Origin of the sequence: Clostridium sp. JN-1, from assembly GCF_003718715.1 — a bacterium.
GTDB lineage: Bacteria > Bacillota > Clostridia > Clostridiales > Clostridiaceae > Clostridium_AV.
The window spans coordinates 2,220,356-2,246,876 of the sequence record NZ_CP033465.1; the positions used below are offsets into that span (position 1 = coordinate 2,220,356).

Genomic DNA, 26,521 nt, shown 5'->3' on the forward strand with positions numbered 1-26,521 from the left:
CAAGTACACACCATACAAAAGAAATTATCCATGTACTACTTGCGGTAATTATGTGTTATCTGAGGATGGTGAAAGTACAGTTTATATATGTACTCATTGGACACCAATAGGAATCTAATTATCTATATATAAGTAAATGGATAATTGCGTAATTCAAAAATTATTGTAATCTAGCATATATGGTTTATACGCAATATTTCGCTTTAACGACAGGTCAAACGCATATAAGATTTTAGGGCGCGGCCCTTTTATTTTTACGGTTTAATCAATATAATCTGGTATATAAAGCAAAGTTTAAAGTTGAGTGTTATAAATGGTAATTTGGTAATTTAAAAAAATAAGTTGAAATACATTTTAAAGCATTATATGATGAATTCAGGCATCGATGTACTCTATTAAAAAAAGAAGGTAAATTATGAATATCAATATTGAAATGATACCATCATATAAAATTGCTTATATACGAAGAACAGGTCCATACAGTTCAGAGAATGTGCAAATAATAGAGCAATTAAAGAGTTGGGCTAGAGAAAAAAACTTATTTAATGAAAGTTCAATCATATAAGGTTGATAATAAGTATATCAATTTTGGAAAAATTATTGGTGGAAAACATTGCGTATTTAAAATAAGTCATACGGTAGATGCTGTGCAAAGAGCATGGATGGAGATATTTCCGGAGTTATCAAAAAGAAATTACGAATTTGATTATAGAAGACCTATCATTGAACGCTATGCAATACAGATGATAAATAAGCATTGCTGTGAAATTTGTGTACCAATATTATAAAAGAATAGTAAGACAAAATTCCAATTTAGCTGAGAACTTAGCTGTCTCACGATATTTGTCTTTAAATTTACTAAGATAAGAAAAAGTTCAAAGAAAATTTTAAATTAAAAAAGATGAGGTGCGCATGGGATATTAATTACTTAGGTAAAGTAAAATTCCAGCAAGAACAAAATTCTTACTGGAGTTTAACTTAGAAATATATATGTGTAAATTCAATTACAAAATTATCACAAATTATTGATCACTATAGGTTTTCTAATTCATGCATTAACTTACACGCAGGAAAATATATACAGCCTGAAGGCACATTAAAAACTTTTATTACAAGTTTTAGCGAAATATTTTAGAAAATTCTAGAGGCTCAAATACTGTCTGAGCTTGCGAGTTTATTTGAGCCTCTTGAATTTTCAAAATAAAAGCTTTAAACTTGTTAAAAGTTTTTACAGTGTCAAAGGCTGTATATATTTTCCGGAGTGTAAGTTAAGCTGCAATCTAGAAATACTATATATTATACAAATTTATATCCTAATTTTTGTAACTCAGATTTAACCTTATCTCCATGTTCTTTTGATTGTACAGTAATTTCAAATGATACATCGGCAAAATCCAATCCTTTTTCACTCCAGTTGTTATTCTGTCTAACAGTAACAACATTTGCGCCCATTTTGCCTATCTCAGATATTAGAGCACCTAGTTTTCCTTCTTTATCTTGAAGTTCTACTGTAAACCTAATTCTTCTCTTTAAAAGTACTAATTCTCTTTCTATTATTTTAGCAGCTGTAGCAATATCTACATTTCCCCCACTAACTAATGCAACAACATTTTTTCCTTTTATTCCTTTTACTTTTCCTGCAAGTAAAGCTGCTAGTGGAGATGCTCCTGCACCTTCAGTAATAAGCTTATTTCTTTCCATAAGTTCAAACATACCATATGCTATTTCTTCTTCTGTTATAGTAATTACTTCATCAACATATTTCTTTATATATTCAAAGCACTTATCTCCTGGAGTACTAACTGATATACCATCTGCAAGAGATTTTGCACCAGGAAGTGTAACTACTTTTCCTTTTTCTAATGAAGCTTTAGTTGAAGCTACGATTTCTGGTTGTACACCTATTATTTTTATTGATGGTTTTATGGATTTAGCCGCAGTTGCTATGCCTGATATTAATCCACCACCGCCGACTGGAACTATTATAAAGTCTGCATCTGGTAATGCTTCTAATATTTCAAGTCCAATTGTTCCTTGTCCAGCCATTACATCTTCATCATTAAAAGGATGAACAAATGTTGCACCTGTTTCTTTTTGTACTTGAACAGCTTTTGCATAACATTCATCATATACTTGTCCTGCTTGAATAACCTCAGCACCATATCCTCTTGTTGCTTGTACCTTTGCTTGTGGTGCAGTCTCAGGCATAACTATAGTAGATTTAACTCCAAAAGTTGTTGCAGCATATGCAACTCCTTGTGCATGGTTTCCAGCTGAAGATGCTATAACTCCTTTTTTCTTTTCTTCTTCAGTTAAATTTACTAATTTATTATAAGCTCCTCTTAATTTAAAAGCTCCAGTTTTTTGTTTATTCTCACATTTTAAATACAAATTACAATTACATTCTTTAGAGAAAGTGCTAGTATAAAACAATGGAGTTTTTCTAGCTACCTTCTTAATATTTTGTTGTGCCTGTTTAATTCTTTCTAAATTTAATTCCATGAGTACCCCTCCCAATTAATGTTTAATATTATTGAAAATTATAATATTTGAATAATAGTACGCTTAAAGTTTAATTTAAGAATTAAATATTGCATTTAAACTAATTAATATGTCAGAAAACGATATCATTCGACTTATAAAAACCTATATTTGTTTTTTCACAAAACACTTATTTTACGCTTTGTATGTCAGCATCAATCAATTCCCCAAAAAACATATCTACTTTCTGATAACTGCAATATTTTCAAGTCGTAATACTTTAATGATTTCTTATTTCTACTTTATTCTACCATATTTATTTCTTTAAAACAATTGTTTTTTCTCATAATTAACTTTAAAAATATTACTTGTTCTAAAAAATGAAGCATTTATTGCATATTATGCTAAAAATGCCGAAATAAATGTTATTTTTTTTGATAAGTGTTAAAATTATTATCAAATTAATATAGAGCTTTTTTAATTTGCAGAAATTTCTTAGTTATAATTATCATTATATAATTATTTTTATTCTAAAGTATGCTAAAATATCTTTAATATATACGGAAACTGACTAGAAAGTTAACTTATACACTAAAATATATTGGTAACATCCTCAAAGGACGGGATACAGATGCGAAATCTCTGCTAACTTATATAAATTTAAAGATTCTTTTGCGTTAGCAAAAAATCAACTTTCATTGTCCTTTGTCCTCTGTCCTATGTCCCCTGTGGTAAAGGTTTATGTAAATCAAAAAGTTATTTTTAAACTGGTAGGTGTATGTATGCAGAAAATAATTTTTCTTGTTGATATGGATGCTTTCTTTATAAGTTGTGAATCAACTCGCCATCCTGAACTCATTAAAAAACCTGCTGCAGTAGCAGGCGATCCTAAAAAACGATCAGGTATAATTTTGACAGCAAATTATGCTGCCCGAAAATATGGTATAAAAACCACAATGGTCTTAAATAAAGCATTAAAGTTATGCTCAAATTTAATCATCCTTCCCCCAGATTTAGAGTTTTACAAACAAAAATCTAAAGAGGTAATAGAAATTCTTGCACGTTATACTCCTATAATAGAACAAAATAGCATAGATGAAGCGTGGCTTGATATGACAGGTTCAGAAGGCTTATTTGGAGAACCTTTAAAATCTGCAAAACTTATTTCAAATCAAATTAAAAATGAGCTTGGATTAAGTTCATCAATAGGAATATCTGAAAATAAATTTTTATCAAAAATGGCTTCTGATATCAAAAAGCCTGGAGGAATTACTGAGCTTTGGCAAAAAAATATAAAAGAAAAATTGTGGCCTCTGCCGATTAAATCTATGTATGGAGTTGGAAGACAAACTTCTTCTAAGCTAGAAAGTATCGGTATCAAAACTATAGGAGAACTTGCTAATTCAGATAAAAGCAGACTAATAAAGAAGCTTGGTAAAATTGGTACTCAAATTTACCTGCTGGCAAATGGAATTGATACTTCTCATGTTAAACCACACTCACATGATGAAATGAAATCAATTGGTAAGTCAATAACACTTCCAGAAGACATAACAAGCATTAAAACTGCAAATATGATTTTAATGCGGCTTTCTGATGAAGTTTCCAGGTCGGCTAGAAAGCATGGAAAAAAAGGTCATATAGTACAAATTGTAGTTAAGTACTATGACTTCAAAGTTATAACTAGACAAAAAACTATACCTCAAACTTGTATTGCAAAAGAAATTTACTCAGCTAGTGCTGAATTACTTAAAAATAACTGGAATGAACAAATCCCACTAAGACTTCTTGGAATAAGTCTTAGTGGATTTGAAAATGAGAGTACTGCACATCAAATATCAATGTTTGAAATATCTGATACCGAAAATGCAGAAGATAATTCAATCAAAACTTACAAATTAGAATCTACAATTGATAAGATACGAAGTAAATATGGGAATTCCATAATTGATCGTGCCATATTCTTAGATAATAATCATTGGAAGAAAAAATAAGAATATAATTGTAATTTTAGAAAATACTAAATACATAATATTCAAAAGCAGGTGGATCAATATGATTGTAATATATCACGATGTTGGTGGTGCTCATTCTACAGTTGCAGCAGCAAATATACATATTGGAAAGCTTCCAATGGATAGGGTTCCCGATACAAAAGAATTAATTAGTTTACCAACTTTCGATAAAATTACAAAGGACGAACTTGGTCATTTGATTTATATTGGGAAGGATGAATTCAATACAAAGGTATATACCTTAGGAAGAAAATATGCTCCAAACATAGTAATACCTGCTATTCAAGATATGTGCTCTATTTGTAACAAAGATAGCAAAGAACTTTTAATTATTGATACAAAACCAACAGTTAACTTTCTCATGAACGTAGGAGGGTTTACTTCAAGAAAATTACACTTAGTGAGTATTGGAAGACCAATAGTATTAAAAGGCACTCAGCAAGCTTATATGGATATAGTAAAGTTGGTTCAAGGCGTGAAAAGCACTTTAAAGTTATCTATAAAATGAATTAATATGTTCTTATAATTTAACTTTGCATTAATTTACGATATTGTGGTTATAATATCAAATATATGTCACACTTCCTTATTAAATTAATAAAAGTAGATGCATTAACAGCATCTACTTTTATGTTTAAAAAATTAAAACATATAAAAACTAATATTATTTTTTTCAATAGGCATAATAGAGTTACAGCAATAAAACTTTGTATTTGAAAGGGAGTGTTCAAATGGTAAAAAAATTTTTGCCTATTGTAATGACCTTGTCAATTGCCATGAATTTAATAGGATGTACTACAGCTAAACAAGGTGCTAATCAAGTTAAAAATAAAACGGAAAATGCAACAGAACAAACTAAAAATGATATAATGAAAATTCCAAATGACTTACAAGCTGATATGGGGCAAGGTACTTTCTTTATATCAACTCCATCTGGTACTTCCCAAAATGGAGCAGTTCCAATTATATATGTTGAAAAAAATGCTAGTGTTCAACAAATTGGTTTAACTACAAGTAATTTTAATGGTAAAAACTTAAGCTATGTATTTGTAGATAGTCTTTTAAATTCTAAACATCAATTAGCAGACGGCAAAGTAACAATGGATTTAAAAGGTGACAATTTAAAGGTAGGTAAACATAGAGTTGATATTGTACAGTTTAACAATAATAAAACAAGTGATAAAGTTATCACTCATAAAACAGCCTACTATGAAGTTAAATCTAAATAGCAAGTTTTCATTATTTTCAATTAAAGTAAAAGGAGATATGTAAACAATGATTCATACCTCCTTTTCCCATGCAAATAAAATTCATTAACAAATTATCATTTTAATCATAGTATATATTATGATTAATTTTTATTATGGAGGCATTATACTGAATGACTCGCAATTCTGATACTAATAATGCTGCTAATGAAGATATTGAAGACTTCAATTATCCTTACACTATGCCTTGTTGCCCATATTATTCTATGTTTTATGATCAACCCCAAAACACATACGACAATAATGATTATGACTTTGATCCTAACTTATACAGACAAGGCGGCCGCAGAAGGGTATCTGGAAGACCTATGAGGAGACCTATTCGCAGACCACCCTATAGACCTATACGCAGGCGCAGACGCATGAGGCCATTCCCATATATGTTTCCTTTATACTTATATGATTATTATGATGATTACTATGACGATTATTATGACGATTACTATTAAATTTGTAAAATCAAATTTTTGCAGTTTTTCCCTGTGGAATATCCCCAAAAGTCTATAGCATTATAAGTAGAATATTCCTAGAGTGCAACTTAACTTACACTCTAGGAAATATATACAGCCTTTGACACTGTAAAAACTTAGTTTGGCAGCATATGCCAGAGTGTAAACTAAGTTTTGAATCATAAACCTTATATTATTTTTCTACGCTCTTTTGAACCATCTCTTGGCAAGTGTATTCCCTGCGATACCGCCTATAACCATAAATATTAGGAATACCCATCCTGATAAAGAAAAGTTTGCAATCGGTGTATATAATGCTCCGACGTTACATCCATTTGCAAATCTTGTACCCAATCCCATTGTAGCTCCACCAAGTGCAAATAGCAGAACCTCTCTTAATGTAAAAATCAATAATCCTCTTAATAACTTCGTATTTCCTAAAAGAAAAGGATCTCTAAAAGCTCCTGCAAAACAAAACCTAGAATATCTTAGAACAATTCCAATTGCAATCCCCGTAACCTAATATACAACAACATCATGATTATTTTTCCAAGGAAATAAACACATAATTGCTGCAAATATAAGTATCATAATTGCATAAGGGATTTGGTTCTTTCTTTTCTTTTTCTCCTTTTGCTGGCGCTGCTGCATAAGCGCCTCCATTTCATTTGACATCATAATTATAATCCTTCTGGATAAAACTTTATATATACTTATCTATTACTTTTACTAAATCACCTATTTCAGGTTTGCTAAGCTGTTCATCTGCACCTACAGATACTCCTTTATGTTTTAAATCATCTGTTATAAGCGAAGAAAAGATTACAACAGGCAGTCTTCTTAAAATAGGATGTTCCTTAATTTTTCTTGTGAGAGTATGTCCATCCATTTGAGGCATTTCAATATCCGTAATCAACATTTGAACTTCGTCTGTGAATTTTTCATGTTTTTCTTTCTCCAAACCTTCAAGATAATCCAATGCTTGTCTGCCATCATTGAAGAACATTAGATTTTTAAATCCAGCCTTTGTAAGCGTATCTTTTAATAATTTTCTTATTAGAGCTGAGTCATCTGCAAGCATAATTTTAACGTTTGATCTATCCTTATAGTCTATATTTGCAATTTTATCTTCACTTATTCCAGTACTTGGACTAATATCTGTAACTATTTTTTCAAAGTCCAGCATTAATATTATTTTATGATCCAAAACAATATTTCCTGTAATCAAAGAATTAGCATATATCTCTTGAGGTTTCATTATTTTATTCCATCCAATACGATGAACTCCTAAAACTTTATCAATATTAAACGCCACTTTAATCTTATTAAATTCACATATTATAACTTTAAAACTTTTGTTATCTTCTTCTGTATCACTTTTTCCCTCTAAAACATATTTTAAATCAATCAAAGTTATTATTTCGTCCCTGCACAATATGAGCCCGCCTATGGAAGGATTTGAACGCGGCAATCTAGTCAAATTGTCAACTTCCAATATTTCTTTAACCTTTATAACATTAATTGCATAGTGCTTGTTATTTATTACAAACTCAAGTATTTCAAGCTCTCCTGTTCCACTTTCTAGTAATATATCTGTATTCATAATACTATCCCCTCTTTACTTTTGATTTTATAAACTTCAATGTTTTACCAATGTAATTTTTCCAATACTATAGTTTCGTCCTAATTTTTATAATATGAACAAGTTTAAAATAATTTTTAAGTATATCATAAGCGTTTTTTCTCTACAGCCATTTTTAGTAACTGTTCTCTAGTATTGAGCTCAGGATTATCTAGAACCTTTTCTATCAAACTATTTAATATAATTCCTATTTCTTTTCCCTGCTTATACCCAATCTCCATTAAGTCACCACCATTAACAGCTAATTCTTTAACTGAAAGTGGTTCATTTTGATTTATTATCTCATCTATTTTATATTTCAAGCTCAGTATATCACTATAATTCCTAAATTCTTGAGCCGCTGCCATTCTATCAGCTTTCATGAGTTTCAAAAGGTTATATATATTTTCTCTTCCAACTCTTATAATAAGTTTTTTAATAGATTTATTTTTCAAATTTGTAGGTGTCATATGATTATATATAAGTTTGCATACTGTATCTATTGTTTTATTGTCAAATTTTAATCTAGTAAGTATTTTTTTAGCCATGCTTTGACTTTCTATTTCATGCTTATAAAAATGACCTATTCCATCATTACCCATTGTAAAACATCTTGGCTTTCCTATATCATGTAATAAAGCTGCCAATCTCATTTCTAAATTGCAAGGCACATTTTTTACAACTGAGATAGTATGCATAAAAACATCTTTATCATGGTACTTGCTGTGTTGATTAAAATTATAAGTATCCTTGAACTCTGGTATGAAATTTTCAAGTAATTTGGATTGTGCAAGGAGAATTAATCCCTTTTCAGGTTTTTGTGAGATTAAAATTTTATTTAGTTCTTCTCTAATTCTTTCAAATGATATCTTTTTTATGTTATCACTTATTTTAAATATATCTAATAAATTTTGTTTATCAATATCAAAGTCCAGCTGGCATGAAAATCTTATACACCTTAACATTCTCAAAGCATCTTCATTAAACCTGTCACTGCCATTTCCAACACATCTTATTATTTTATTTTTAATGTCTAAAGTTCCATTAAAATAATCTAATAACCCGCGGCTTTCATTGTAACTCATGCTATTTATAGTAAAATCTCTTCTTGCTAAATCTTCTTTTAAACTTCTTGTAAAGGTTACACTATCAGGATGCCTTCCGTCACTATAATCTCCATCAACCCTATATGTAGTTACTTCAAAAGATTCTTTATTTATAATAATTGTAACCGTTCCATGTTTTAACCCTGTTTCAACTACCTTACACCCTAAACTTGTAAATATATTTAAAACTTGTTCTGGAAGTGCACTTGTAGTTATATCCCAATCTCCTGGATTTCTATTTATCAAACTGTCCCTAACACATCCACCAACAATATAAGCTTCGTATCCAGCTTCATTTAAAGTATTTAAAATATATCTTACACTGCCCGGCATATCTATCTTTACATCTTTCATCAAAATTACTCCTCAATCTTTTTATAAGTTATTTTTCAATAATACCTTTTTATTTATACCTGTGAACCTTTATGACCACAAGGGTACGGGGTTCGTGGTGTATCCACTTCGCCCTGCTGTATAGAACTATAAAACAAAAGCACCCAGAAATTGGGTGCCTAAACTTTAAAATAATAATTTGGCAGGGCGGCGTATCCTGCATCTCTGTTAACAGTTAAAACTGCGCGTGGGGAGCCATTTCCCACCTCAAATTAGTTACTCTTATACTATTTTATACAATTATATTATACCTTATTCATATAGTTAAAGTCAACATATTACTTTTTTACTTTTTTGAATCTACCGCTATTCACTCTACTTACAACCTTTGATTCCGTTATAGGGTATAATGATGCTACATATATATAGTTATCATCCAAATCAACTTCTATAGCAACCAATAAATTACGTCCTATTTTCTTGATAAACTCCATGCTGCGTCCAACTTTATCAGGGTGCTTACCAACATAATCTGGTTCATTTATTACTAACCTTATGTATTTAGGTATATCATCTAAAAATTCTTTTTTTAAATCCTTCTTATGTCTTTTTACTATATGTTTCTTTACCCCAGGGGACATGTAGATATTCCCCTTATATTTAAATTCTGCAGCCTCAGCTAATTTTCTATTTACTTCCCCTACCACTTCATATGATTTTATATTATTTATCATTTCTGCTCCCAATTATCTAACTTTAATTTTATTGTAACTCTTTAATTAATTATCCTTAAAATACACTTATATTTTATCATATTTTTTATTTGATAAGGGATAAGATATAATAAATTTCAGGATACTCATATAATTTACCCAGCGAAAGCATATCTTTAAATTCCTTAATAGACACTAGTTTTACTTTACTAACTTCTTCTGTTTGAAGAACTATTTTTGACAAGTCAATATCTTTATACACAAAGTAAATATTCCAAATTGTATTTGTACGAAATATTCTTTGCATAAAATTTAAATCATTCCTTTTAAGGAATATTCCTAATTCCTCTTTTACTTCTCTAATAGAACCATCCAACGTATCTTCCCCACTAATCATGCAGCCTGTAGTTAATGCCCATATATTAGGAAGTGTTTTCTTATTGCTGGATCTCTGCTGAATCAATATTTCACGTTTACTATTAATTATCCACACTTCAGAAGCTAAATGATACTCTCCTTTATTCAAAATATCACTTCGTTTTTTTACTAAACCAGTTTTACATGCATTACAATCATATATATCCCATAATTCCATCTAAAATGCCTCCAATTGAATTCATTCACAATGTATAATACTCTTATTTGAGTGTAATTTTAGTATGTCCTTTTGCTCCTTTACCTGTAAGCTCAACTTTAATATTTTTAGAATCAGAACCTGAAATTTGTATCGTTTTATTTATGTTCCCACTCTTTTCAAATAATGTTTTTTTATTATTATATACTTTTATATTTAATTTCCCTTTTTCAGCTGAAGAATCAATTTTCATTGTGTAATTTGGCTTTTTGGAACTTATCTGTCTTGTATCTGTTCCATCAAGTAATTGAAATTTTACATCATAAATATTATTTACAGTATTATCTGTCCAAAATTTTGCGTCAGCATGCCAGTTCACATTACTTATATTAAAATTATTTTTCTGTTTATCAATAGTGTAGTCATAAATTCCAATGCAAGCAACTAAACATATTATTGCAAGCCAAAACACACTCCTTCTAATTCCTTCTCTTTTCATATCACAGCCTCCATTTTTCACCACTTATTTATATTAATTTTATTATAATACATATTTAACATTATTTTATGAACAATTGGTATATTTTGATGAATAAGTTTACATTAATATCAAATACTATTTAATATTAAATTATAAAAGGGTGAATTTTATGGATAAACTAAATAATGCATCTAAAAATACTAATGGTTATTTAAAATCCTATTGGATAGAGTCAACACCAACAACAAATTATCCCGCATTAGACAAGGACGTAAAAGTAGATGCTGCAATTATAGGAGGAGGAATTGTTGGCATAACTGCAGGTTATATTTTAAAAAATGAAGGACTAAAAGTTGCTATTATTGAAGCAAGTAGAATCGTTCAAGGAACAACTGGTTTTACTACTGCCAAAATAACTTCTCAACATCATTTAATATATGATAAGTTAATAAATTCAATGGGTATGGAAATTGCAAGAGGATATGCTAATGCCAATGAATCATCTATAGGATTTATTAATCATATGATAAATAAGCTCAATATAAATTGTGATTTTCAAAGGCTTCCAGCATATATGTATACAAGAGAAGAAGAGCATATTAAGGATATCGAAAAAGAAACTGAAGCAGCTTTAAAACTGGGAATAAAAGCAAAATGTGCAGATAAATTACCAATTAACTTACAGATAAAATCAGCTGTAGTTTTTGAAAATCAAGCTCAATTTCATCCAAGAAAGTACTTACTTCCAATAGCTGAAAAGATACCTGGAGATGGAAGTTACATATTTGAAAATACAGAAGCAGTTGAAATAGAAGAAGGAAACTTGGTTACTATCGTTACAGACAAAGGTAAAAAAGTAACGGCTCCAAAAGTTATTATTGCTTCCCATTTTCCATGTTACGATGGGATGGGATTGTATTTAACAAGACTCAAACCACAAAGATCATATGTTATTGCTGCAAATATAAAAGAAAAGTTTCCAGATGGAATGTTCATTAATGTTGAAAATCCAGGACGTTCTTTAAGAGCACAATATGATGGAAAAAATCAATTAGTTTTAGTAGGTGGAGAAGGTCATAAAACTGCCCATGGAAATAATTTCGAAGAACATTATAATAATCTAGAGAAATTTGCTCAATCAATTTTTGATGTTAACAGCATATTGTATAAATGGTCAGCTCAAGATTATATAACTGTAGATCATGTACCTTACGTAGGAAAATTGACTTCTCAAACAGAAAATATTTATGTTGCAGCAGGATTTGGTGAATGGGGTATGACTAATGGTACCGCTGCTGCTAGATTACTAACTGATAAAATTTTAAGCAAGAATAATCCTTGGGAAGAAGTATTTAATCCATCAAGACATTTTACTATAGGTGCCTATAAAACACTAGCTGCTGAAAATTTTGATGTGGCAAAAGAGCTTATAGTTAATAAAATTAAGTCCGGTGAAGATAACATTGATATTAAATGCGGCGAAGGAAAGACAATTGAATTAGATGGTCATAAATACGGAGCTTATAAAGATGATAATGGTGTATTACACTTAGTTGATATTACCTGTACCCATGTTGGATGTGAATTAAAGTGGAATGATGCTGAAAAATCATGGGACTGCCCATGCCATGGTTCTAGATTTACCTACGATGGTGAAATCTTAGAAGGACCAGCAGTCAATAAGCTGCATCATTACAAGGAAGGTGCAAACAAAATAGATCCTAAGATATTACAATCATAAAAACATAAAAACAGAGGATAGAGGACAAAGGACAGAGAAGGTAAGTTTTCTTCCTTACGTCAGAAAACTAATTTATTTTTTAGGTTTGTTTTGCTAATGCAAAACATCGCTTAAGCAGGCATCTAAAATCTATGATTTTTAGATGCCTGCTTACTTAGGAGAGTACTCCTTAAGGAACAAAAAAAAAACATGAATTTCCTTTAAATTAAAGATTTTTCGTAAGCGCAGCGGAGAAAAATCATCCTTCATTGTCCTCTGTCCTATGTCATCTATCTATGATTATATTTCTTCTTCCACTGATACAGTTCCTCGACACTAGGTTCCTTATGTTCCCTTTTGCAATAATCTATATAAGCCATAAATATTGATAATGACATTTTAAATACCTCCATTTATAAACCTCATATATCAAGTAAACTTATAATTGCTTAGGTTATGGTTTTACTTAATATTTAAGTTTAGTTATTTATTTAATAGATCCATTCGCATTTTCTTATATGGACCTTTTTTTTATATATTTTTAGTTTGAATCCATACTTTATGAGCTTGTCCTTTTCTATATTATATGAGACTTTAAATTTAATCATGACTAATTTAAAGTTTTTTAGGAAAACTCTTTATAGTAACATTAAAATGGATCTTGAAAAATTCTCTTTTTCAAGATCCATTGACTTTATTATAATAAATATCCAGCATCATTTTATGACTAGCTGGTATATCTTGAGGTAACTTTTTGCAGCTGAAAAATTTCAACTCTTTAGTTTCTAATCCATCTATTTTTAACTCGCCGCTAAAATTTTTAGTATAGTATCCAATAGTTATAAAATATGCTTTATCGCCATTAGGAAAACATATATAACATTCTTTTCCTGATGTAGTACCCAATAATTTTAATTCTTCAACATCCAGTCCAGTTTCTTCTTTTGTTTCTCTAACAGCTGTTTGTTCAAGAGATTCCCCTAACTCAGTAATTCCCCCGATTAATCCCCATTTGTACGGAAAAGTTCCCCTTCTTTGAAGTAAAACCCGATTACTTTCATCTACTATCAATACATTTACTCCCGTTAAATTTATTGCATCATGCCCAACTTTACCACGTATATACTTCACATAATCTAGTTCCATTATTATTCCTCTGTCTCCTATCCTCTGTTTTTCCCTTAACTATTGGAAACTTCTTTTAACTTGTTGTATATATTTCCATCATTCATGTTTGATTTTCTTTTAAAAAATATATTTACAAACTTAACTGCAATCCACAGACCTAACCTTCTAAACCCTGCTGCAGGTCCAAAAATTTTAAACATTGCAAAAGATGACTTAAAAGTATAAAACTTCTTTATCAATTTAAAAAACTCACTTTGCAAATCGTAGGGTGACATATTTTTAGGTTTAAAGTTTACAACCATCATATCAAAATACTGCCAGTCATTTTTTAACATACGATTTTCCTTTTCATACTGCTCATAAACAGGAGTTTTAGGAAAAGGAGTTAAAATAGCAGGTTGAAATTGATATGCCTTTATTTTTTTGCAAAATTGCTCACCCCTTTCCATATCTTCCTTGCTGTCGCTGTCCAATCCAAGTACCAAACTTGCGATTATTTTTATTTTATATTTTTTAAGAACTTTACCACACTTCTCAATGTCAGAAATTTTCTGTTTTTTATTTATATCATCTAAAGACTTCTGGTTCAAAGATTCTACTCCTATAAGTACTCTATTTAAATGAGCATCATGAAGCAGCTGAAGCAGTTCTTCATCATTTGCCATATCCGTCCTTCCGAAAAAGAAAGTCTCTCTAAACACTAATTTGTTTGAAATCATTTTTCTTAATATTCCTTTAGCCCTTGCTTTATCTGCAGTAAAATTATCATCTTCAAAATTCATATATTTAAATCCTTGTTCCTTATACGTTTTAAGTTCTTCTATTACATTATCTGGTGTTCTCTTCCTATATGGATGGAACATTCTTGATGTAGTACAAAATGAACATTCAAAAGGACATCCCCTTGATGTAATTACATTTGCCGCATCACATGGTGTTTTTAGAATATTATAGTCTGGAAATGGTATTTCGTCTATATTTTTTATACATTTTGCATAAACTATTTTATCCTTAATTCTGCCTTCAACTACATCTCTAATTACACTTTCTCCTTCACCTACAATCACCTGATCTGCATGCTGCAAAGCTTCTTCTGGCATACTTGATGCATGTATTCCACCTATTACAACCCTTTTATGTTTTTCATTTCTAAAATAATCTGCAATATGATAAGCCCTAGTAGAATTAGAAGTCATGGTATATAACATTATAAAATCTGCATCTTCAAATTTTTTAAAATCTAAATCCTCGTACAATTCCTCATATGCTTCTACAGTATGACCTGCATCTTCTAAAATTCTACCAAGTATAAGAGGACCTACAATACTATTTGTATGTCCATAAATTTTACTTCCAAATCTGTATATAGAATTCCTCCTTATATCTGCTGTTGGTACAATAAAAACTATTTTCATATAACTTACCTCCCTATAATTTAAGTTCTAAGATAATAGAATAGCTTTTATATCTGTTCTTTAACAATTTATATAAACAGGTAAAATCTTATGTATTCTAATAAGTATTAGTGCGTATAAAAATTTAAGAGATAATGATAAAGAAAGATTCATTCTGTAAGAAATATCCTTTCTTTAATAATATGTTATAATTTTATAATTTAGTCGTAAAACCTCGTGACCTTGTACCATAAGAAACTTATTATTTTTATCTTTTACGCATAGATAAATTAAGTTTTGCACATTATATTAATATAAGGCTGTCAATGTATTAAAACCTTGAATATTTAAGTTTTTAACTAAACATAAATATTATTTTTTGATATATTGATAATTACCTTTATGCTGGAGATGGTAAATCTCCAGCATTTAGCCCTTTATTTTTAGTTCCCATACTGCATGTACAATTTAAATTCTTCAAACATTACTGCACTAGTGATAAAAGATTTTACCACTAGTTTAACACTTTTTGTAGAAAATTGTACTCAGTTTAAGTAAACTATTAATTTTACAGGAGGAATTTATATGGATAATAATAAAAACAGAATTAAAGATAGACCTAAATCTAATGCTGAAATGAGAAAAATGTACTCTGAAGCAGGCGCCGAGATAGGTATTGAACATGGTGAAAAAATAGGTTCTCACTCAAATGGTAAAAAGTATACAAAGAGATCCAAATTATCTCATAACAAATAGGAGAGGTTTTTGCCTCCCCACTTTTTTACTTGTCCTTTTTTGTTTCAACTATTTTGTTATATTCATTTAACATTGAATCTAACATTTGACTTGCATTAATGACTTTTGGATCTAATAAAGTATCTTTTTCTTCAATTAATGCATTAAGACTTTTTCTCAAGTCTTCTATTTGTTGTAATATTTTTTCTATCTTTGACATTATTGTACCCTCCTTTCCAAATTAGTATAAGAAAAGAGGGCACATTCAACAAATATTAATATGCTGGGACAAAATCCACATTATATTATTACTTCACTTCAAAAAATATCAACAAAAATAGGGCTGTCGTACTAATTTTTTTAGTGCGGCAGCCCCATGCATTAACATTTATGCGGCTCTATATGCCAGATTTTATTTGAGTATTCTTTTATGCTTCTATCACTGCTGAATTTACCTGCATTTGCAACATTCATCCAGCATTTTCTCGCCCATGATAACTTATCTTTATATTCTTCATTTATCCTGCATTGAGTCTTTCTATAATCATTAAAATCTTTAAGTATAAAATAATTATCTGCTCTATCAGTTTTTGTATCTTTAAGCAGCGAATTGTATAAATCTTCAAATATCCCTGTATCACCATCATCAAAAGTTCCATCTATTAATGTGTTTACTACTCTTTTAAGTCCTGGTACAGAATTATAATATTCCTTAGGATCATAACTTTTCTTTATTTTCTCAAGTTCTTCAAAACGCGAGCCAAATATAAACTCATTTTCCATTCCTGCTTCCTGTACTATTTCTATATTAGCACCATCGTAAGTTCCAATAGTTAGGCTTCCATTTAACATAAGTTTCATGTTTCCAGTACCAGATGCCTCCCTGCCAGCTGTTGATATTTGCTCCGAAATGTCTGCAGCTGGAAATAACCTTTCTCCATACGATACTCCAAAATTTTGAATAAAAACCACTTTAATTTTTCCATTAATTGAATCGTCATTATTTATAAGTTTGGCTATTTCATTTATATACTTTATTATAGCTTTAGCCCTAATATATCCAGGCGCTGCTTTTGCTCCAAAAATGAATGTTCTTGGTACAATATCCATTTCAGGATTTTCCTTTAATCTATAGTATAAATTCAAAATATTAAATGCATTTAAAAGCTGTCTTTTATATTCATGCAGCCTCTTTGCTTGAACATCAAATATAGATTCTGGATTTATAGTGATATTTTCATGAACTTTTATATGCTGTGCCAGCTGAACTTTTTTCATTTTTTTAATACTTAAAAATTTATTTAATACCTCTTTATTATCTGCATACTCTTCAAGTTTCTTTAATAAATTAAGGTTTGTAATCCACTCATCAGTCTTTAAAAGTTCTGTTATAAAAAATGCTAATTCCCTATTTGAAAGTAGAAGCCACCTCCTGGGGGTAATTCCATTAGTTACATTTAGAAATCTTTCACTGTATAATTCATTCCAATCCTTAAGTTCTCTGTTTTTGAGTATACCTGTATGTATCTCTGATACACCATTTGTATTGTGAGATCCGTAAATTGCAAGGTATGCCATCTTAATTTTTCCATTATATATTATTCTCATTGAATTTATTTTATCGTATCCATATCCTTTTGCTTCAAGTTCCTTGATTAGTCTGCTGTCTATTTTCTTAATTATTCTATACACATCTGGCAGTAAATTTCTATATAATTCAACATCCCATTCTTCAAGGGCTTCCCTCATTATAGTATGATTTGTATATGAAAATACATTTACAGTTATATTCCATGCTTCTTCAAAGTTCATACCTTCGTCTTTTGTAAGTATTCTTATAAATTCTGGTACAGCTGAAACTGGGTGGGTATCATTTAATTGAATTGCATTGTATTTAGAAAATAGTTTAAAATCATCACCATGATATCTTTTAAACTTTTTAATTATATTTTTTAAAGCTGCAGAAGTAAAAAAATACTGCTGTCTAAGTCTAAGTATTTTACCTAACTCTGTAGAATCATTTGGATATAAAACTTTTGATATATTATCCGCATTGTTTTTTTCCTCAACTGCTTTTTTGTATTTTTGATCATTAAAAGCATTAAAATCAAATTCATTTATAGGTTCTGCCTTAAAAAGTCTTATTTTATTAATATTTTTCGTACCATATCCAATAACTGGAGTATCATAAGGGACAGCCTTTACACTGTAATCTGAAAAATCTACAGTTACAGCATCACTATCACATCTTATAGACCATGGATCTCCATATTTTAACCAGTTATCTGCACTTTCAACTTGAAATCCATCTTTAAAACTCTGTTTAAAAAGTCCGTAGCTGTACCTAATTCCATATCCTGTAACAGGCAAGTTATTTGCAGCTGCTGAATCCATGAAGCAAGCAGCTAACCTTCCAAGTCCGCCATTTCCAATTCCAGCATCTTCTTCTATTTCCTCAACAGCATTTATATCTATATGCATATCATCCAGAGCTTTTTTTACATCTTCATAAACTTTAAGATTCATTAAGTTATTCCCTAAAGCCCTTCCCATTAAAAATTCAGCAGAAAAATAATGCACCTGCCTGTTCTTTGAATAAACTTCACAAGTTTTATTCAAATTGTCAATTATTTGTGCCATAACAGCTTTAGAAACTGCATTATATTTCTGATAGGTTTTTGCAGTATCTAAATTCACTGCATAATCTACCTTAAGAAACTTCTGTATGTCTTCTTTTAATTGACTTACGTCTAACACTTTAGCTACCTCCCATATAATTTTGTAATATCTTTAATTTTTTCTGCTAACTTAGCATTAATGTCTTCTTTTTTTACTCTCCACTGCCAGTTTCCACCTATGGTAGACGGAATATTCATTCTAGCTTCATTTCCAAACCCTAGATAATCCTGAATCTGTATAATAGAAAGGTTAGACACAGAACTCAAAGCTCCTCTTATAAATCCCCAATTATATCCTTCTTCTTTACTTAGCTTTAAATATTTCTTAGAAAAATTCACATCTTTTTCGCTGGCATCCTGAAGCCATCCCATAACAGGTGCATTGTCATGAGTTCCAATATACACTACACAATTTTTATCATAATTATGCGGCAGATAGTCACTTTCTTCCCTTGTGTCAAAGGCAAATTCCAGTACTTTCATGCCGGGATACCCTGCAGCAATTCTGAAATTTATTACATCTTCAGTCAGGTATCCAAGATCTTCAGCTATTATACTTACATTTCCCAATTCATCTTTAACTTTATCAAACAACTTTATTCCAGGTCCTCTTACCCACTTGCCATTTACAGCCGTATCTTCACCAAATGGAATTTCCCAGAAAGACTCAAATCCTCTAAAATGATCTATCCTCGTTACATCATATAAACTGGCATTTTTTCTAATTCTCTCTATCCACCATTTATATCCACTGTTTTCCAAGTAACTCCAGTTATATATAGGATTACCCCATAACTGCCCTGTTTTTGAAAAAGCATCTGGGGGACACCCTGAAACCATGATAGGATTTTTGTTTTCATCCAGCAAAAATACTTCACTATTTGACCAAGTATCTGCACTATCTGCGGCTGCATAAATGGGAATATCTCCTATGACTTTTATTCCATTTCTATTTGCATAGCTTTTAAGGGCAGTCCACTGCTTAAAAAATTCATACTGCAAAAATATCCAGAATCCTATATCATGCTTTAATTCACTTTTATAATGAGTTAAAGCAGATTTTTTTCTAAGTTTAATATCCGTTTCCCACTCCTGCCACGGCTTTAAGTCAAACTTTAACTTCAATGCCATATAAAGTGCATAATCTTCCAGCCATAATTTATTTTCTTCCCTAAACTTATCTATATGGGGATTATATTTTTCTATAAAATTTTCATAAGCAATTTTTAAAACTTTCATCTTATTTTTGAATATCTTATCGTAATCTACTTTTTCAGGATCACTGCCAAAATCTATATTTTCATATACAGACTTATTTAAAATTCCATCTAAATTTAAAATATCTAAATCTATAAAATATGGATTTCCGGCAAAAGATGAAAAAGGTTGATAAGGAGAATCTCCTTCTCCAGTAGGTCCTAAGGGCAGTATTTGCCAATATTTTTGTCCTGCTTTTATTAAAAAGTCCACAAAATTATAAGCTTCTTTTCCAAATGTACCAATTCCATAACTTTCCGGTAAAGATGTGATATGCATTAATATACCGCTGCTTCTTTTAATCATAGCTAAATTCTCCTTACTAAATTAATTAAATATATACTGTTTTCTTCTTTAAGTTTCCTTTTTCATCTACTATTTCAAAGTTCAATTTATTCAAGTAATTTTTGCTGCTATTTTTAACATCTATCTTATAATCATCTTTTATTTTTTTAATTCTAATTTCCATATTAAGGTATTTACCTTTTTTATAATCAAAACTTACTCCATCATCATCATAGTAAGTATATTCTGCCGTACCTTCTACAAACGCTATTACATTTAACTCTCTATTATCAAGACTATCTATATTTTTAGCAGGATTTCCTATAACAAGCATACTATTTTTTCTTATAAATATAGGTACTTCATCAATATCAACATCTAAATACATATGCCCTTTTCTAACTACAGTAAATTTTCTATTTTTAAAATCTGACACCTTCCATAAGAGCATATCTTCAGGGCAGTATACATATCTACCTGCAGAATTTTGCTCATATATTGGAGCTATCATAATAGAACCTCCAACTAAAAGTTGATTTTCTATTTTTCTGGACATGCTATCATTGTATTCAAAGCAAATAGGCATAAAATACATATCATTATTTATAACAGCCTTCATGTATTCTGAATATATATAAGGTATTAATGCATATCTAAATTTTATAATATTCCTCAATATATCTGTAGTCTTATTATCAAATGAAAAAGGCTCTTGATTTCTTGTACCCGCAGCAGAATGATTTCTAAAAAGCGGCGTAAATATACTAAATTGTGTCCATCTTATAACAAGTTCGGAGTTAGAATTTCCACTAAATCCTCCTGTATCTGCCCCACTATATAGGAAACCGCACATATTTAAAGATGGCATCATCTTTATATTTAAAAGTATGTGTTCCCAGCATGAATGATTGTCTCCAGTCCATATTCCGCCGTACCTGTGCATTCCAATATATGATGATCTTGAGAAAAGCAAAAATCTTTTATTGTCATATTTTTCTTTAAGTCCTTCGGACACACTTCTTAACATATTGTATCCATACATATTGTGTACTTTATAATGATTTATCTTATTTCCATTTACATTATGGTACATAGATTTATAATCCTCATCAATATTTGATGTATTTAAAAAGGCTGGTTCATTCATATCATTCCAAAATCCTTCAATACCCATATCTGTAAGCATGGTATACTTAAGTCCAAACCACCTTCTTGCTTTTTTATTTAAAAAGTCAGGAAAATGGCACAGCCCCGGCCATACTTCTGCAGTAAAATTCTTACCTTCAGCATTAGTACAAAAGTATCCTTCCTTAACTCCTTCTTCATAAACATCATAACCTTTTTCTATCTTTACTCCAGCATCAATTATAGGTACAAGTCTAAAACCATTTTCTTTCATTTTCTTAACAAAGTTCTTGAAATCAGGAAAACTATTATTACCTACTGTAAAATCCTTGTATTTATCCATATAATCAATATCCAAGTAAATTGCATCACATGGAATGTCATTCTTTATGAAACTATCTGCAATGTTTAAAACTGTATTTTCATCTTTATAACTCCATCTTGATTGTTGATACCCAAATGCCCATTTTGGAGGAACATATACATCGCCTATTATGCTTAAAAAATTTTTTACAATGGCTCTTACATCTTTGCCGTGTATTATATAAATATCAAAGTTTTCTTCATCTAGCGATATCTTTAACTTTTCATTATCTGAAAATCCTACATCAAATACAACCTTTCCCGGAAAATCAACAAATACTCCAAACCTTTCATATCCATCTAGAACTATAAAATTATGAGCACCATATAGTGACTTCTTATCCGGCGTATGATGCGGCTCATCCCTGCAAAAGGATTCATGTATCCATCCTCTTTTGTTTATTCCCCTTAAATTTTCACCAAGTCCAAACACAATTTGAGAAGGCTCCATGTTATATATCAAATTAAAGTTCTCATCTTTAGTTATTTTAAAAAATTCAATATTCTTTTCTGTAATTTCGGTACCTTTCAAAGACACAGCTTCAGTATCAAAAGGATTTCCAAAAGTGTACTTAGTTATATTTTCATTTATCTTGAAAACTCTCACATTTAACACCACCTTATTTTATAGATCCCTGGGTTATACCCTTAACAATATGTTTTTGAGCTAAAAAGTAAAATACAATCATTGGAATTATGGATATGATAAGTCCTGCTAAAGCTAAATTCCACTTTTTTGCGTACTCTCCAAAGAAATAAAACATCTTAAGCGGTATGGTTTGCCACTGAGGTTTATTTATTACAAGCTGAGGCAGCAAGAAATCATTCCATATCCACATTGAATTTAAAATACCTACTGTAACTGTTATTGGCTTTAAAAGCGGAAATACAACAAGCCAAAACACTTGAAATTTGTTACATCCGTCTATGATAGCAGCTTCTTCTAGTTCTACAGGTATGCCCTTAATAAAGCCGTGATAAAGAATTACAGATAAGCTTGAACCAAATCCAACATACATAAAAATAAGTCCTGCTGGATTTAATAAATGAAGTTTACCTGCCATATGCACAAGTGGAAGCATTACAGCTTGAAATGGTATAATCATCGCTAATGCAAATAAGAAAAATACAAATTTACTAAACTTTGTCTTACTTCTTACAAGAACCCAAGCTGTAATAGACGTAAGAATTATTATAAGAACTGTACTTATAACTGTTATAGTAAGAGAATTTAGAAATGATTTGCAAAAGTCCAGGTCCTTAAATGCTTGTACATAATTTTCTAAAGTAAATACGGCTTTTGTTGGCAGTCCAATAGTATCTAGATATAATCCTTTTTGAGTTTTAAAGGAATCTGTAACAGCTATATAAATAGGAAACAAAAATATAATAGAAAGGATAGTAGAACCCACATACCAGGATATTTTCTTTAAAGTTCCTCTTTTCATTACATTTCTACCTCCTTTTTCTTACTGAAATAAAGTTGTGTTAAGGTTATAGCTGCAACTGTAATTAAAAATATTACTGCTTTTGCTTGAGCTATATTAAATTTATTGTATACAAAGGCTGAATTATATATATTAAGTGCCAGCATTTCAGTAGATCCATAAGGTGCTCCTGCTGTAAGTGACAAGTTCTGATCATACAATTTAAAGGAGTTTGAAAGTGTTAAGAAAATACCTACTGTAAAAGCTGGAGCTGCCATTGGAATGATTATTTTTGTAAGCTTTTGAAAACTATTTGCTCCATCTATTTCAGCCGCTTCTATTAAATTTTCAGGAATACCTTCAATAGCTGCTATGTAAACTACCATCATATAACCTGACATCTGCCATGACATGAGTATAACTAAGCCCCAAAAGCCTGTACTTGTAGTTGATAACCATCCTTTAAAAAATTGAATTCCCAAAGCTGTGCCTATAGAATCAAATGCCTTTGTAAAAATAAACTGCCATATAAATCCTAATATAAGACCGCCTATCATATTTGACATAAAAAATATACTTCTTAAAATAGAACTTGTTTTCATACCTCTAGTAACTAAAAGTGCAAGTCCAAATCCAATAACATTTATTAAAATAACAGATACAATAGAAAACTTAAGCGTAAATATAAATGATTTTAAGAAATCACTATTCCCTTTAAAAATTTCTACATAATTTGCTATTCCTACAAACTTTACACTATTGTCAATACCATTCCAGTCAGTAAATGAATAATATATCCCGAGAACTGCAGGTATAACAACTACTAAAAAGAATGCAAATAATACAGGTGCCATAAAAAAATATGTTAGTTTAGACTTTTTCATATTTTTCTTACCCCTCTCCAATATTTCAATTCATTCAAAATGCTAATTATAATTTAAGGAGAGAATTTTCTCTCCTTAACATATTTATTTTCTTATTTGCTCCCACTGTGCTTGAGAATTACTTATAACTTGATCAAAACTTTCTTCTCCTGATAGATACTTTTGAACTTCTTTTCCAAAGACATCCTGACCCCAGCCGCTAGGACATCCCATGAATACCCATTGTTCTGCCTTTCCTGATTTAACATATTTCTGTACATCTTGTCCTAGAGAATCTTTAGGCTGCATATTGCTATATGCTTTTAATGGTCCTATAAAAGAGAACTTATTTACTACAATATCTTTACCTTCATCTGAAGTATATAACCAATTCAAGAACTTTTTAGCTGCATCCTGCTGTTCCTTTGAAGCTTTACTATTAACAGCCCAATACATAGGAACACCTACTGGAATTACATCTTCTTTTGCACCTTTAATTGGTATTGGCAATATTCCAAGATTATCAGCAACTTTCGGGTCAACTTTTTTAACATCGTTTACTATCCAATTTCCCTGTTGAATCATGGCAACACGCTGAACAGCAATTCCCTGTCCAACTTGAGTTGCATAATCAACTGAATTTAAATTACCTTTTGAAGAAGCATTTGATGAATAGTTAGCTTGAAGGTCTATTATGTTCTTCAATCCATCCTTATATTTAAAGTCAACTTTCTTAGCTTTATATGCGTTTACTGAATTACCAAATTCAGGTGACAAAGCTGCATTTACTGTATGGAGTCCTGTTACCCATGTTTCCTTAGCAGGAAATTCAAATACTGCTTCTAGCTTTGGATATTTAGATTTCAGTTCTCCTGATTTTATCTTAGAATCCAGTGTCTTAACTGCATTTTCAAGACTGTCATAATCCTTGATAGTGCTTACATCTATTCCTGCTGCTTTAAATATTTCTTTGTTATATACAAAACCATATCCTTCAATTGACATTGGCATTCCATATACCTTATTATCTTCTTTAACTCCATCTAGTGTGCCAGCTACACAATCTTTTACCCATGGTTCTCCTGATAAATCTGTAACTCTTTCCTTCCAATCCTTAACGTCCTGCGGACCGCCTATGTTAAATATTGTTGGCTCTTCGCCGGATTGAACTTTTGCTTTAAGAGCAGCACCATAATCATTTCCTCCGCCTACAGTCTGTATATTTATCTTTACATTTTTATTTTTGCTCTCATATTCCTTTGCAGCAGCTTCAAGTTCCTTTGCATTTTCAACTTTAAATTGAAACATATCAATAGTTACTTGTTTGCCGCTGCTGCTGGAATCTGAGCTCCCCGATTCTCCACAGCCAACTAATGTTAAAGATGACATAATCATTATAGAAGACATAGCTACTGCCGCAAGTTTCTTAATTTTCACAACGATCTCCCCCTTATAAATTTTATATAAAAACAGAACTAATAAATTATATTAATCTTCTACAAGAATCTCTTTTTATTAACTCTGTATTTATTACTACGTGTTTGTGCCCACTCTTACCATTTATAATATCAAATAAGATGTCCGCACTTTTTTCTCCCATATCCTCAACAGGCTGCCTAATTGTAGTTATAGATGGGTGAAAATATTTTGCATATTCTATACCGTCAAAACCTACTATAGAAATATCCTCAGGAATTCTAAGTCCCCTCTTTAATATTGCCTTAGATGCTCCAATTGCCATAATGTCACTTGACGCAAATATCGCAGTAATATTTAGATTTTTATCTAAAAGTTTATTTGCTGCATTAAAGCCGGCTTCAAAAGTATATTCCCCTTTTTCTGAAAACTCTTTATTATATTCAATATTATTTTGAATCAAAGCCTCTTTATACCCTTCAAGTCTAAGCCTTCCTACACTAGTATTTTTTTCACAGCTTGTTATAACTCCAATATTTCTATGTCCCAAACTGCATATATAGTTTACTGCATCAAATGCTGCTTTTTTATTTTCTATAGTTACACTTGAAAAAAGGCTGTTGTCCACATTTTTTATGCTGTCTATTGATGTAAAAACTATAGGCGTATCTAAATCCTTAAGCTGATTTTTAGTTAAATTATTAAAATAACCCCCTAAGCATATGAGCCCTTTTAATCTTTTCTCCTTTATAAATTCAACAGCAATTTCGAAATCATTTGGATTTGTATTGTTATAGTGAAGTATCATTGAATACTCCTTCTCAGCTATTTTTTCTTCTATAAATTTTGTCATTTCAGAAAAAAATGGATTATGGATACCTTTGATTAAAACCCCTATATTATTTGAAGTATTTCTTTTTAAATTTCTAGCACTGTTATTTGGCACATAATTTACTTTATCTATTACTCTTAAAACCTTTTCCCTCGTTTCTTCTTTTACATCAGGATGATTGTTCAAAACCCTTGATACAGTACTAACCCCAACACCTGCCATTTTAGATATATCCTTTATTGTTAAATTAGCCATTT

General features: G+C 30.4%; 24 protein-coding genes and 1 pseudogene. 7 read left to right on the forward strand and 18 right to left on the reverse strand.

Annotated features, from left to right (window positions below; genetic code table 11):
• Nucleotides 1-415 precede the first annotated feature (415 nt).
• A pseudogene (locus tag EBB51_RS10570) lies at nt 416-788 on the forward strand (GyrI-like domain-containing protein).
• A 508-nt stretch (nt 789-1,296) separates the two neighbouring features.
• Here the strand turns inward: EBB51_RS10570 and ilvA are convergent.
• The gene (gene ilvA / locus EBB51_RS10575) at nt 1,297-2,502 is read right to left on the reverse strand and encodes a threonine ammonia-lyase (RefSeq protein ID WP_123054435.1); all 1,206 of its coding nucleotides are present in this window, start codon (nt 2,500-2,502) and stop codon (nt 1,297-1,299) included.
• Between the two features lie 761 nt (nt 2,503-3,263).
• Between ilvA and dinB the strand changes: the two genes are divergently transcribed.
• From dinB to EBB51_RS10595, 4 genes are all read left to right on the forward strand, one after another.
• Nucleotides 3,264-4,475: a DNA polymerase IV gene (gene dinB, locus EBB51_RS10580; RefSeq protein WP_123054436.1), complete on the forward strand. Its 1,212-nt coding sequence runs from the start codon at nt 3,264-3,266 to the stop codon at nt 4,473-4,475.
• Between the two features lie 61 nt (nt 4,476-4,536).
• On the forward strand, nt 4,537-5,004 hold the full coding sequence (locus EBB51_RS10585) for a DUF3189 family protein (RefSeq protein ID WP_123054437.1): 468 nt from the start codon (nt 4,537-4,539) through the stop codon (nt 5,002-5,004).
• A gap of 223 nt (nt 5,005-5,227) precedes the next feature.
• Complete coding sequence (locus EBB51_RS10590; RefSeq protein ID WP_123054438.1) at nt 5,228-5,725, forward strand: hypothetical protein; 498 nt, start codon at nt 5,228-5,230, stop codon at nt 5,723-5,725.
• A gap of 152 nt (nt 5,726-5,877) precedes the next feature.
• Entirely contained in the window at nt 5,878-6,213 is a 336-nt protein-coding gene (locus tag EBB51_RS10595; RefSeq protein WP_123054439.1) for a hypothetical protein, read from the forward strand.
• 201 nt (nt 6,214-6,414) lie between these two features.
• On the opposite strand, the gene EBB51_RS10600 is transcribed toward EBB51_RS10595, so the two are convergent.
• The 7 genes from EBB51_RS10600 to EBB51_RS10625 all read right to left on the reverse strand — a co-directional run bounded on the left by EBB51_RS10600 (nt 6,415) and on the right by EBB51_RS10625 (nt 11,059).
• Nucleotides 6,415-6,624 carry a YeeE/YedE thiosulfate transporter family protein gene (locus EBB51_RS10600; RefSeq protein WP_243103841.1) on the reverse strand — a complete coding sequence of 70 codons (210 nt, stop codon included), beginning with the start codon at nt 6,622-6,624 and terminating at the stop codon, nt 6,415-6,417.
• A 108-nt stretch (nt 6,625-6,732) separates the two neighbouring features.
• A complete protein-coding gene (locus EBB51_RS13705; protein ID WP_190285272.1) occupies nt 6,733-6,891 on the reverse strand; it encodes a hypothetical protein in 159 nt (52 codons plus the stop codon).
• A gap of 25 nt (nt 6,892-6,916) precedes the next feature.
• Complete coding sequence (locus EBB51_RS10605; RefSeq protein WP_123054440.1) at nt 6,917-7,816, reverse strand: chemotaxis protein; 900 nt, start codon at nt 7,814-7,816, stop codon at nt 6,917-6,919.
• Nucleotides 7,817-7,941: 125 nt separating this feature from the next.
• Nucleotides 7,942-9,300, reverse strand: a complete 1,359-nt coding sequence (locus tag EBB51_RS10610) for an HD domain-containing protein (RefSeq protein ID WP_123054441.1) — start codon at nt 9,298-9,300, stop codon at nt 7,942-7,944.
• A gap of 311 nt (nt 9,301-9,611) precedes the next feature.
• Nucleotides 9,612-10,007, reverse strand: a complete 396-nt coding sequence (locus EBB51_RS10615; protein WP_123054442.1) for a hypothetical protein — start codon at nt 10,005-10,007, stop codon at nt 9,612-9,614.
• Between the two features lie 85 nt (nt 10,008-10,092).
• Entirely contained in the window at nt 10,093-10,581 is a 489-nt protein-coding gene (locus tag EBB51_RS10620) for an NUDIX domain-containing protein (protein WP_123054443.1), read from the reverse strand.
• 43 nt (nt 10,582-10,624) lie between these two features.
• The gene (locus EBB51_RS10625; RefSeq protein WP_123054444.1) at nt 10,625-11,059 is read right to left on the reverse strand and encodes a hypothetical protein; all 435 of its coding nucleotides are present in this window, start codon (nt 11,057-11,059) and stop codon (nt 10,625-10,627) included.
• Nucleotides 11,060-11,210: 151 nt separating this feature from the next.
• Here EBB51_RS10625 and EBB51_RS10630 point away from each other — a divergent pair, with 151 nt between their 5' ends.
• Nucleotides 11,211-12,782: an FAD-dependent oxidoreductase gene (locus EBB51_RS10630; protein ID WP_123054445.1), complete on the forward strand. Its 1,572-nt coding sequence runs from the start codon at nt 11,211-11,213 to the stop codon at nt 12,780-12,782.
• A gap of 657 nt (nt 12,783-13,439) precedes the next feature.
• On the opposite strand, the gene EBB51_RS10635 is transcribed toward EBB51_RS10630, so the two are convergent.
• Nucleotides 13,440-13,907 (reverse strand): NUDIX hydrolase, encoded by a 468-nt coding sequence (locus tag EBB51_RS10635; protein ID WP_123054446.1) that lies wholly within the window; start codon nt 13,905-13,907, stop codon nt 13,440-13,442.
• A gap of 35 nt (nt 13,908-13,942) precedes the next feature.
• Nucleotides 13,943-15,304, reverse strand: a complete 1,362-nt coding sequence (locus tag EBB51_RS10640; RefSeq protein WP_123054447.1) for a radical SAM protein — start codon at nt 15,302-15,304, stop codon at nt 13,943-13,945.
• A 564-nt stretch (nt 15,305-15,868) separates the two neighbouring features.
• Here EBB51_RS10640 and EBB51_RS10645 point away from each other — a divergent pair.
• The gene (locus EBB51_RS10645) at nt 15,869-16,039 is read left to right on the forward strand and encodes a hypothetical protein (RefSeq protein WP_123054448.1); all 171 of its coding nucleotides are present in this window, start codon (nt 15,869-15,871) and stop codon (nt 16,037-16,039) included.
• A gap of 25 nt (nt 16,040-16,064) precedes the next feature.
• Here the strand turns inward: EBB51_RS10645 and EBB51_RS10650 are convergent, their stop codons facing one another.
• The 8 genes from EBB51_RS10650 to EBB51_RS10685 form a co-directional block, all read right to left on the reverse strand.
• Nucleotides 16,065-16,238, reverse strand: coding sequence for an aspartyl-phosphate phosphatase Spo0E family protein (locus EBB51_RS10650; protein WP_123054449.1), 174 nt, complete (start codon nt 16,236-16,238; stop codon nt 16,065-16,067).
• A gap of 161 nt (nt 16,239-16,399) precedes the next feature.
• Nucleotides 16,400-18,775 (reverse strand): glycogen/starch/alpha-glucan phosphorylase, encoded by a 2,376-nt coding sequence (locus tag EBB51_RS10655; protein WP_123054450.1) that lies wholly within the window; start codon nt 18,773-18,775, stop codon nt 16,400-16,402.
• A 5-nt stretch (nt 18,776-18,780) separates the two neighbouring features.
• On the reverse strand, nt 18,781-20,259 hold the full coding sequence (gene malQ / locus EBB51_RS10660) for a 4-alpha-glucanotransferase (RefSeq protein WP_123054451.1): 1,479 nt from the start codon (nt 20,257-20,259) through the stop codon (nt 18,781-18,783).
• A gap of 25 nt (nt 20,260-20,284) precedes the next feature.
• Nucleotides 20,285-22,333, reverse strand: a complete 2,049-nt coding sequence (locus tag EBB51_RS10665; protein ID WP_123054452.1) for a TIM-barrel domain-containing protein — start codon at nt 22,331-22,333, stop codon at nt 20,285-20,287.
• Between the two features lie 13 nt (nt 22,334-22,346).
• Entirely contained in the window at nt 22,347-23,174 is an 828-nt protein-coding gene (locus EBB51_RS10670; protein WP_123054453.1) for a carbohydrate ABC transporter permease, read from the reverse strand.
• The gene (locus tag EBB51_RS10675) at nt 23,174-24,037 is read right to left on the reverse strand and encodes a sugar ABC transporter permease (protein ID WP_123054454.1); all 864 of its coding nucleotides are present in this window, start codon (nt 24,035-24,037) and stop codon (nt 23,174-23,176) included. The genes EBB51_RS10670 and EBB51_RS10675 overlap by 1 nt, the downstream gene beginning before the upstream one ends.
• An 84-nt stretch (nt 24,038-24,121) precedes the next feature.
• Nucleotides 24,122-25,453, reverse strand: a complete 1,332-nt coding sequence (locus EBB51_RS10680; protein ID WP_243103842.1) for an ABC transporter substrate-binding protein — start codon at nt 25,451-25,453, stop codon at nt 24,122-24,124.
• A 46-nt stretch (nt 25,454-25,499) separates the two neighbouring features.
• The gene (locus EBB51_RS10685; RefSeq protein WP_123054455.1) at nt 25,500-26,519 is read right to left on the reverse strand and encodes a LacI family DNA-binding transcriptional regulator; all 1,020 of its coding nucleotides are present in this window, start codon (nt 26,517-26,519) and stop codon (nt 25,500-25,502) included.
• Nucleotides 26,520-26,521: the final 2 nt, after the last annotated feature.

What these genes read in the sequence shown, in the direction of transcription:
- ilvA (WP_123054435.1), bottom strand. Translation starts at nt 2,502, where the DNA reads ATGGAATTAAATTTAGAAAGAATTAAACAGGCACAACAAAATATTAAG.
- dinB (WP_123054436.1), top strand. Translation starts at nt 3,264, where the DNA reads ATGCAGAAAATAATTTTTCTTGTTGATATGGATGCTTTCTTTATAAGT.
- EBB51_RS10585 (WP_123054437.1), top strand. Translation starts at nt 4,537, where the DNA reads ATGATTGTAATATATCACGATGTTGGTGGTGCTCATTCTACAGTTGCA.
- EBB51_RS10590 (WP_123054438.1), top strand. Translation starts at nt 5,228, where the DNA reads ATGGTAAAAAAATTTTTGCCTATTGTAATGACCTTGTCAATTGCCATG.
- EBB51_RS10595 (WP_123054439.1), top strand. Translation starts at nt 5,878, where the DNA reads ATGACTCGCAATTCTGATACTAATAATGCTGCTAATGAAGATATTGAA.
- EBB51_RS13705 (WP_190285272.1), bottom strand. Translation starts at nt 6,891, where the DNA reads ATGATGTCAAATGAAATGGAGGCGCTTATGCAGCAGCGCCAGCAAAAG.
- EBB51_RS10605 (WP_123054440.1), bottom strand. Translation starts at nt 7,816, where the DNA reads ATGAATACAGATATATTACTAGAAAGTGGAACAGGAGAGCTTGAAATA.
- EBB51_RS10615 (WP_123054442.1), bottom strand. Translation starts at nt 10,007, where the DNA reads ATGATAAATAATATAAAATCATATGAAGTGGTAGGGGAAGTAAATAGA.
- EBB51_RS10620 (WP_123054443.1), bottom strand. Translation starts at nt 10,581, where the DNA reads ATGGAATTATGGGATATATATGATTGTAATGCATGTAAAACTGGTTTA.
- EBB51_RS10625 (WP_123054444.1), bottom strand. Translation starts at nt 11,059, where the DNA reads ATGAAAAGAGAAGGAATTAGAAGGAGTGTGTTTTGGCTTGCAATAATA.
- EBB51_RS10630 (WP_123054445.1), top strand. Translation starts at nt 11,211, where the DNA reads ATGGATAAACTAAATAATGCATCTAAAAATACTAATGGTTATTTAAAA.
- EBB51_RS10635 (WP_123054446.1), bottom strand. Translation starts at nt 13,907, where the DNA reads ATGGAACTAGATTATGTGAAGTATATACGTGGTAAAGTTGGGCATGAT.
- EBB51_RS10640 (WP_123054447.1), bottom strand. Translation starts at nt 15,304, where the DNA reads ATGAAAATAGTTTTTATTGTACCAACAGCAGATATAAGGAGGAATTCT.
- EBB51_RS10645 (WP_123054448.1), top strand. Translation starts at nt 15,869, where the DNA reads ATGGATAATAATAAAAACAGAATTAAAGATAGACCTAAATCTAATGCT.
- EBB51_RS10650 (WP_123054449.1), bottom strand. Translation starts at nt 16,238, where the DNA reads ATGTCAAAGATAGAAAAAATATTACAACAAATAGAAGACTTGAGAAAA.
- malQ (WP_123054451.1), bottom strand. Translation starts at nt 20,259, where the DNA reads ATGATTAAAAGAAGCAGCGGTATATTAATGCATATCACATCTTTACCG.
- EBB51_RS10670 (WP_123054453.1), bottom strand. Translation starts at nt 23,174, where the DNA reads ATGAAAAGAGGAACTTTAAAGAAAATATCCTGGTATGTGGGTTCTACT.
- EBB51_RS10675 (WP_123054454.1), bottom strand. Translation starts at nt 24,037, where the DNA reads ATGAAAAAGTCTAAACTAACATATTTTTTTATGGCACCTGTATTATTT.
- EBB51_RS10685 (WP_123054455.1), bottom strand. Translation starts at nt 26,519, where the DNA reads ATGGCTAATTTAACAATAAAGGATATATCTAAAATGGCAGGTGTTGGG.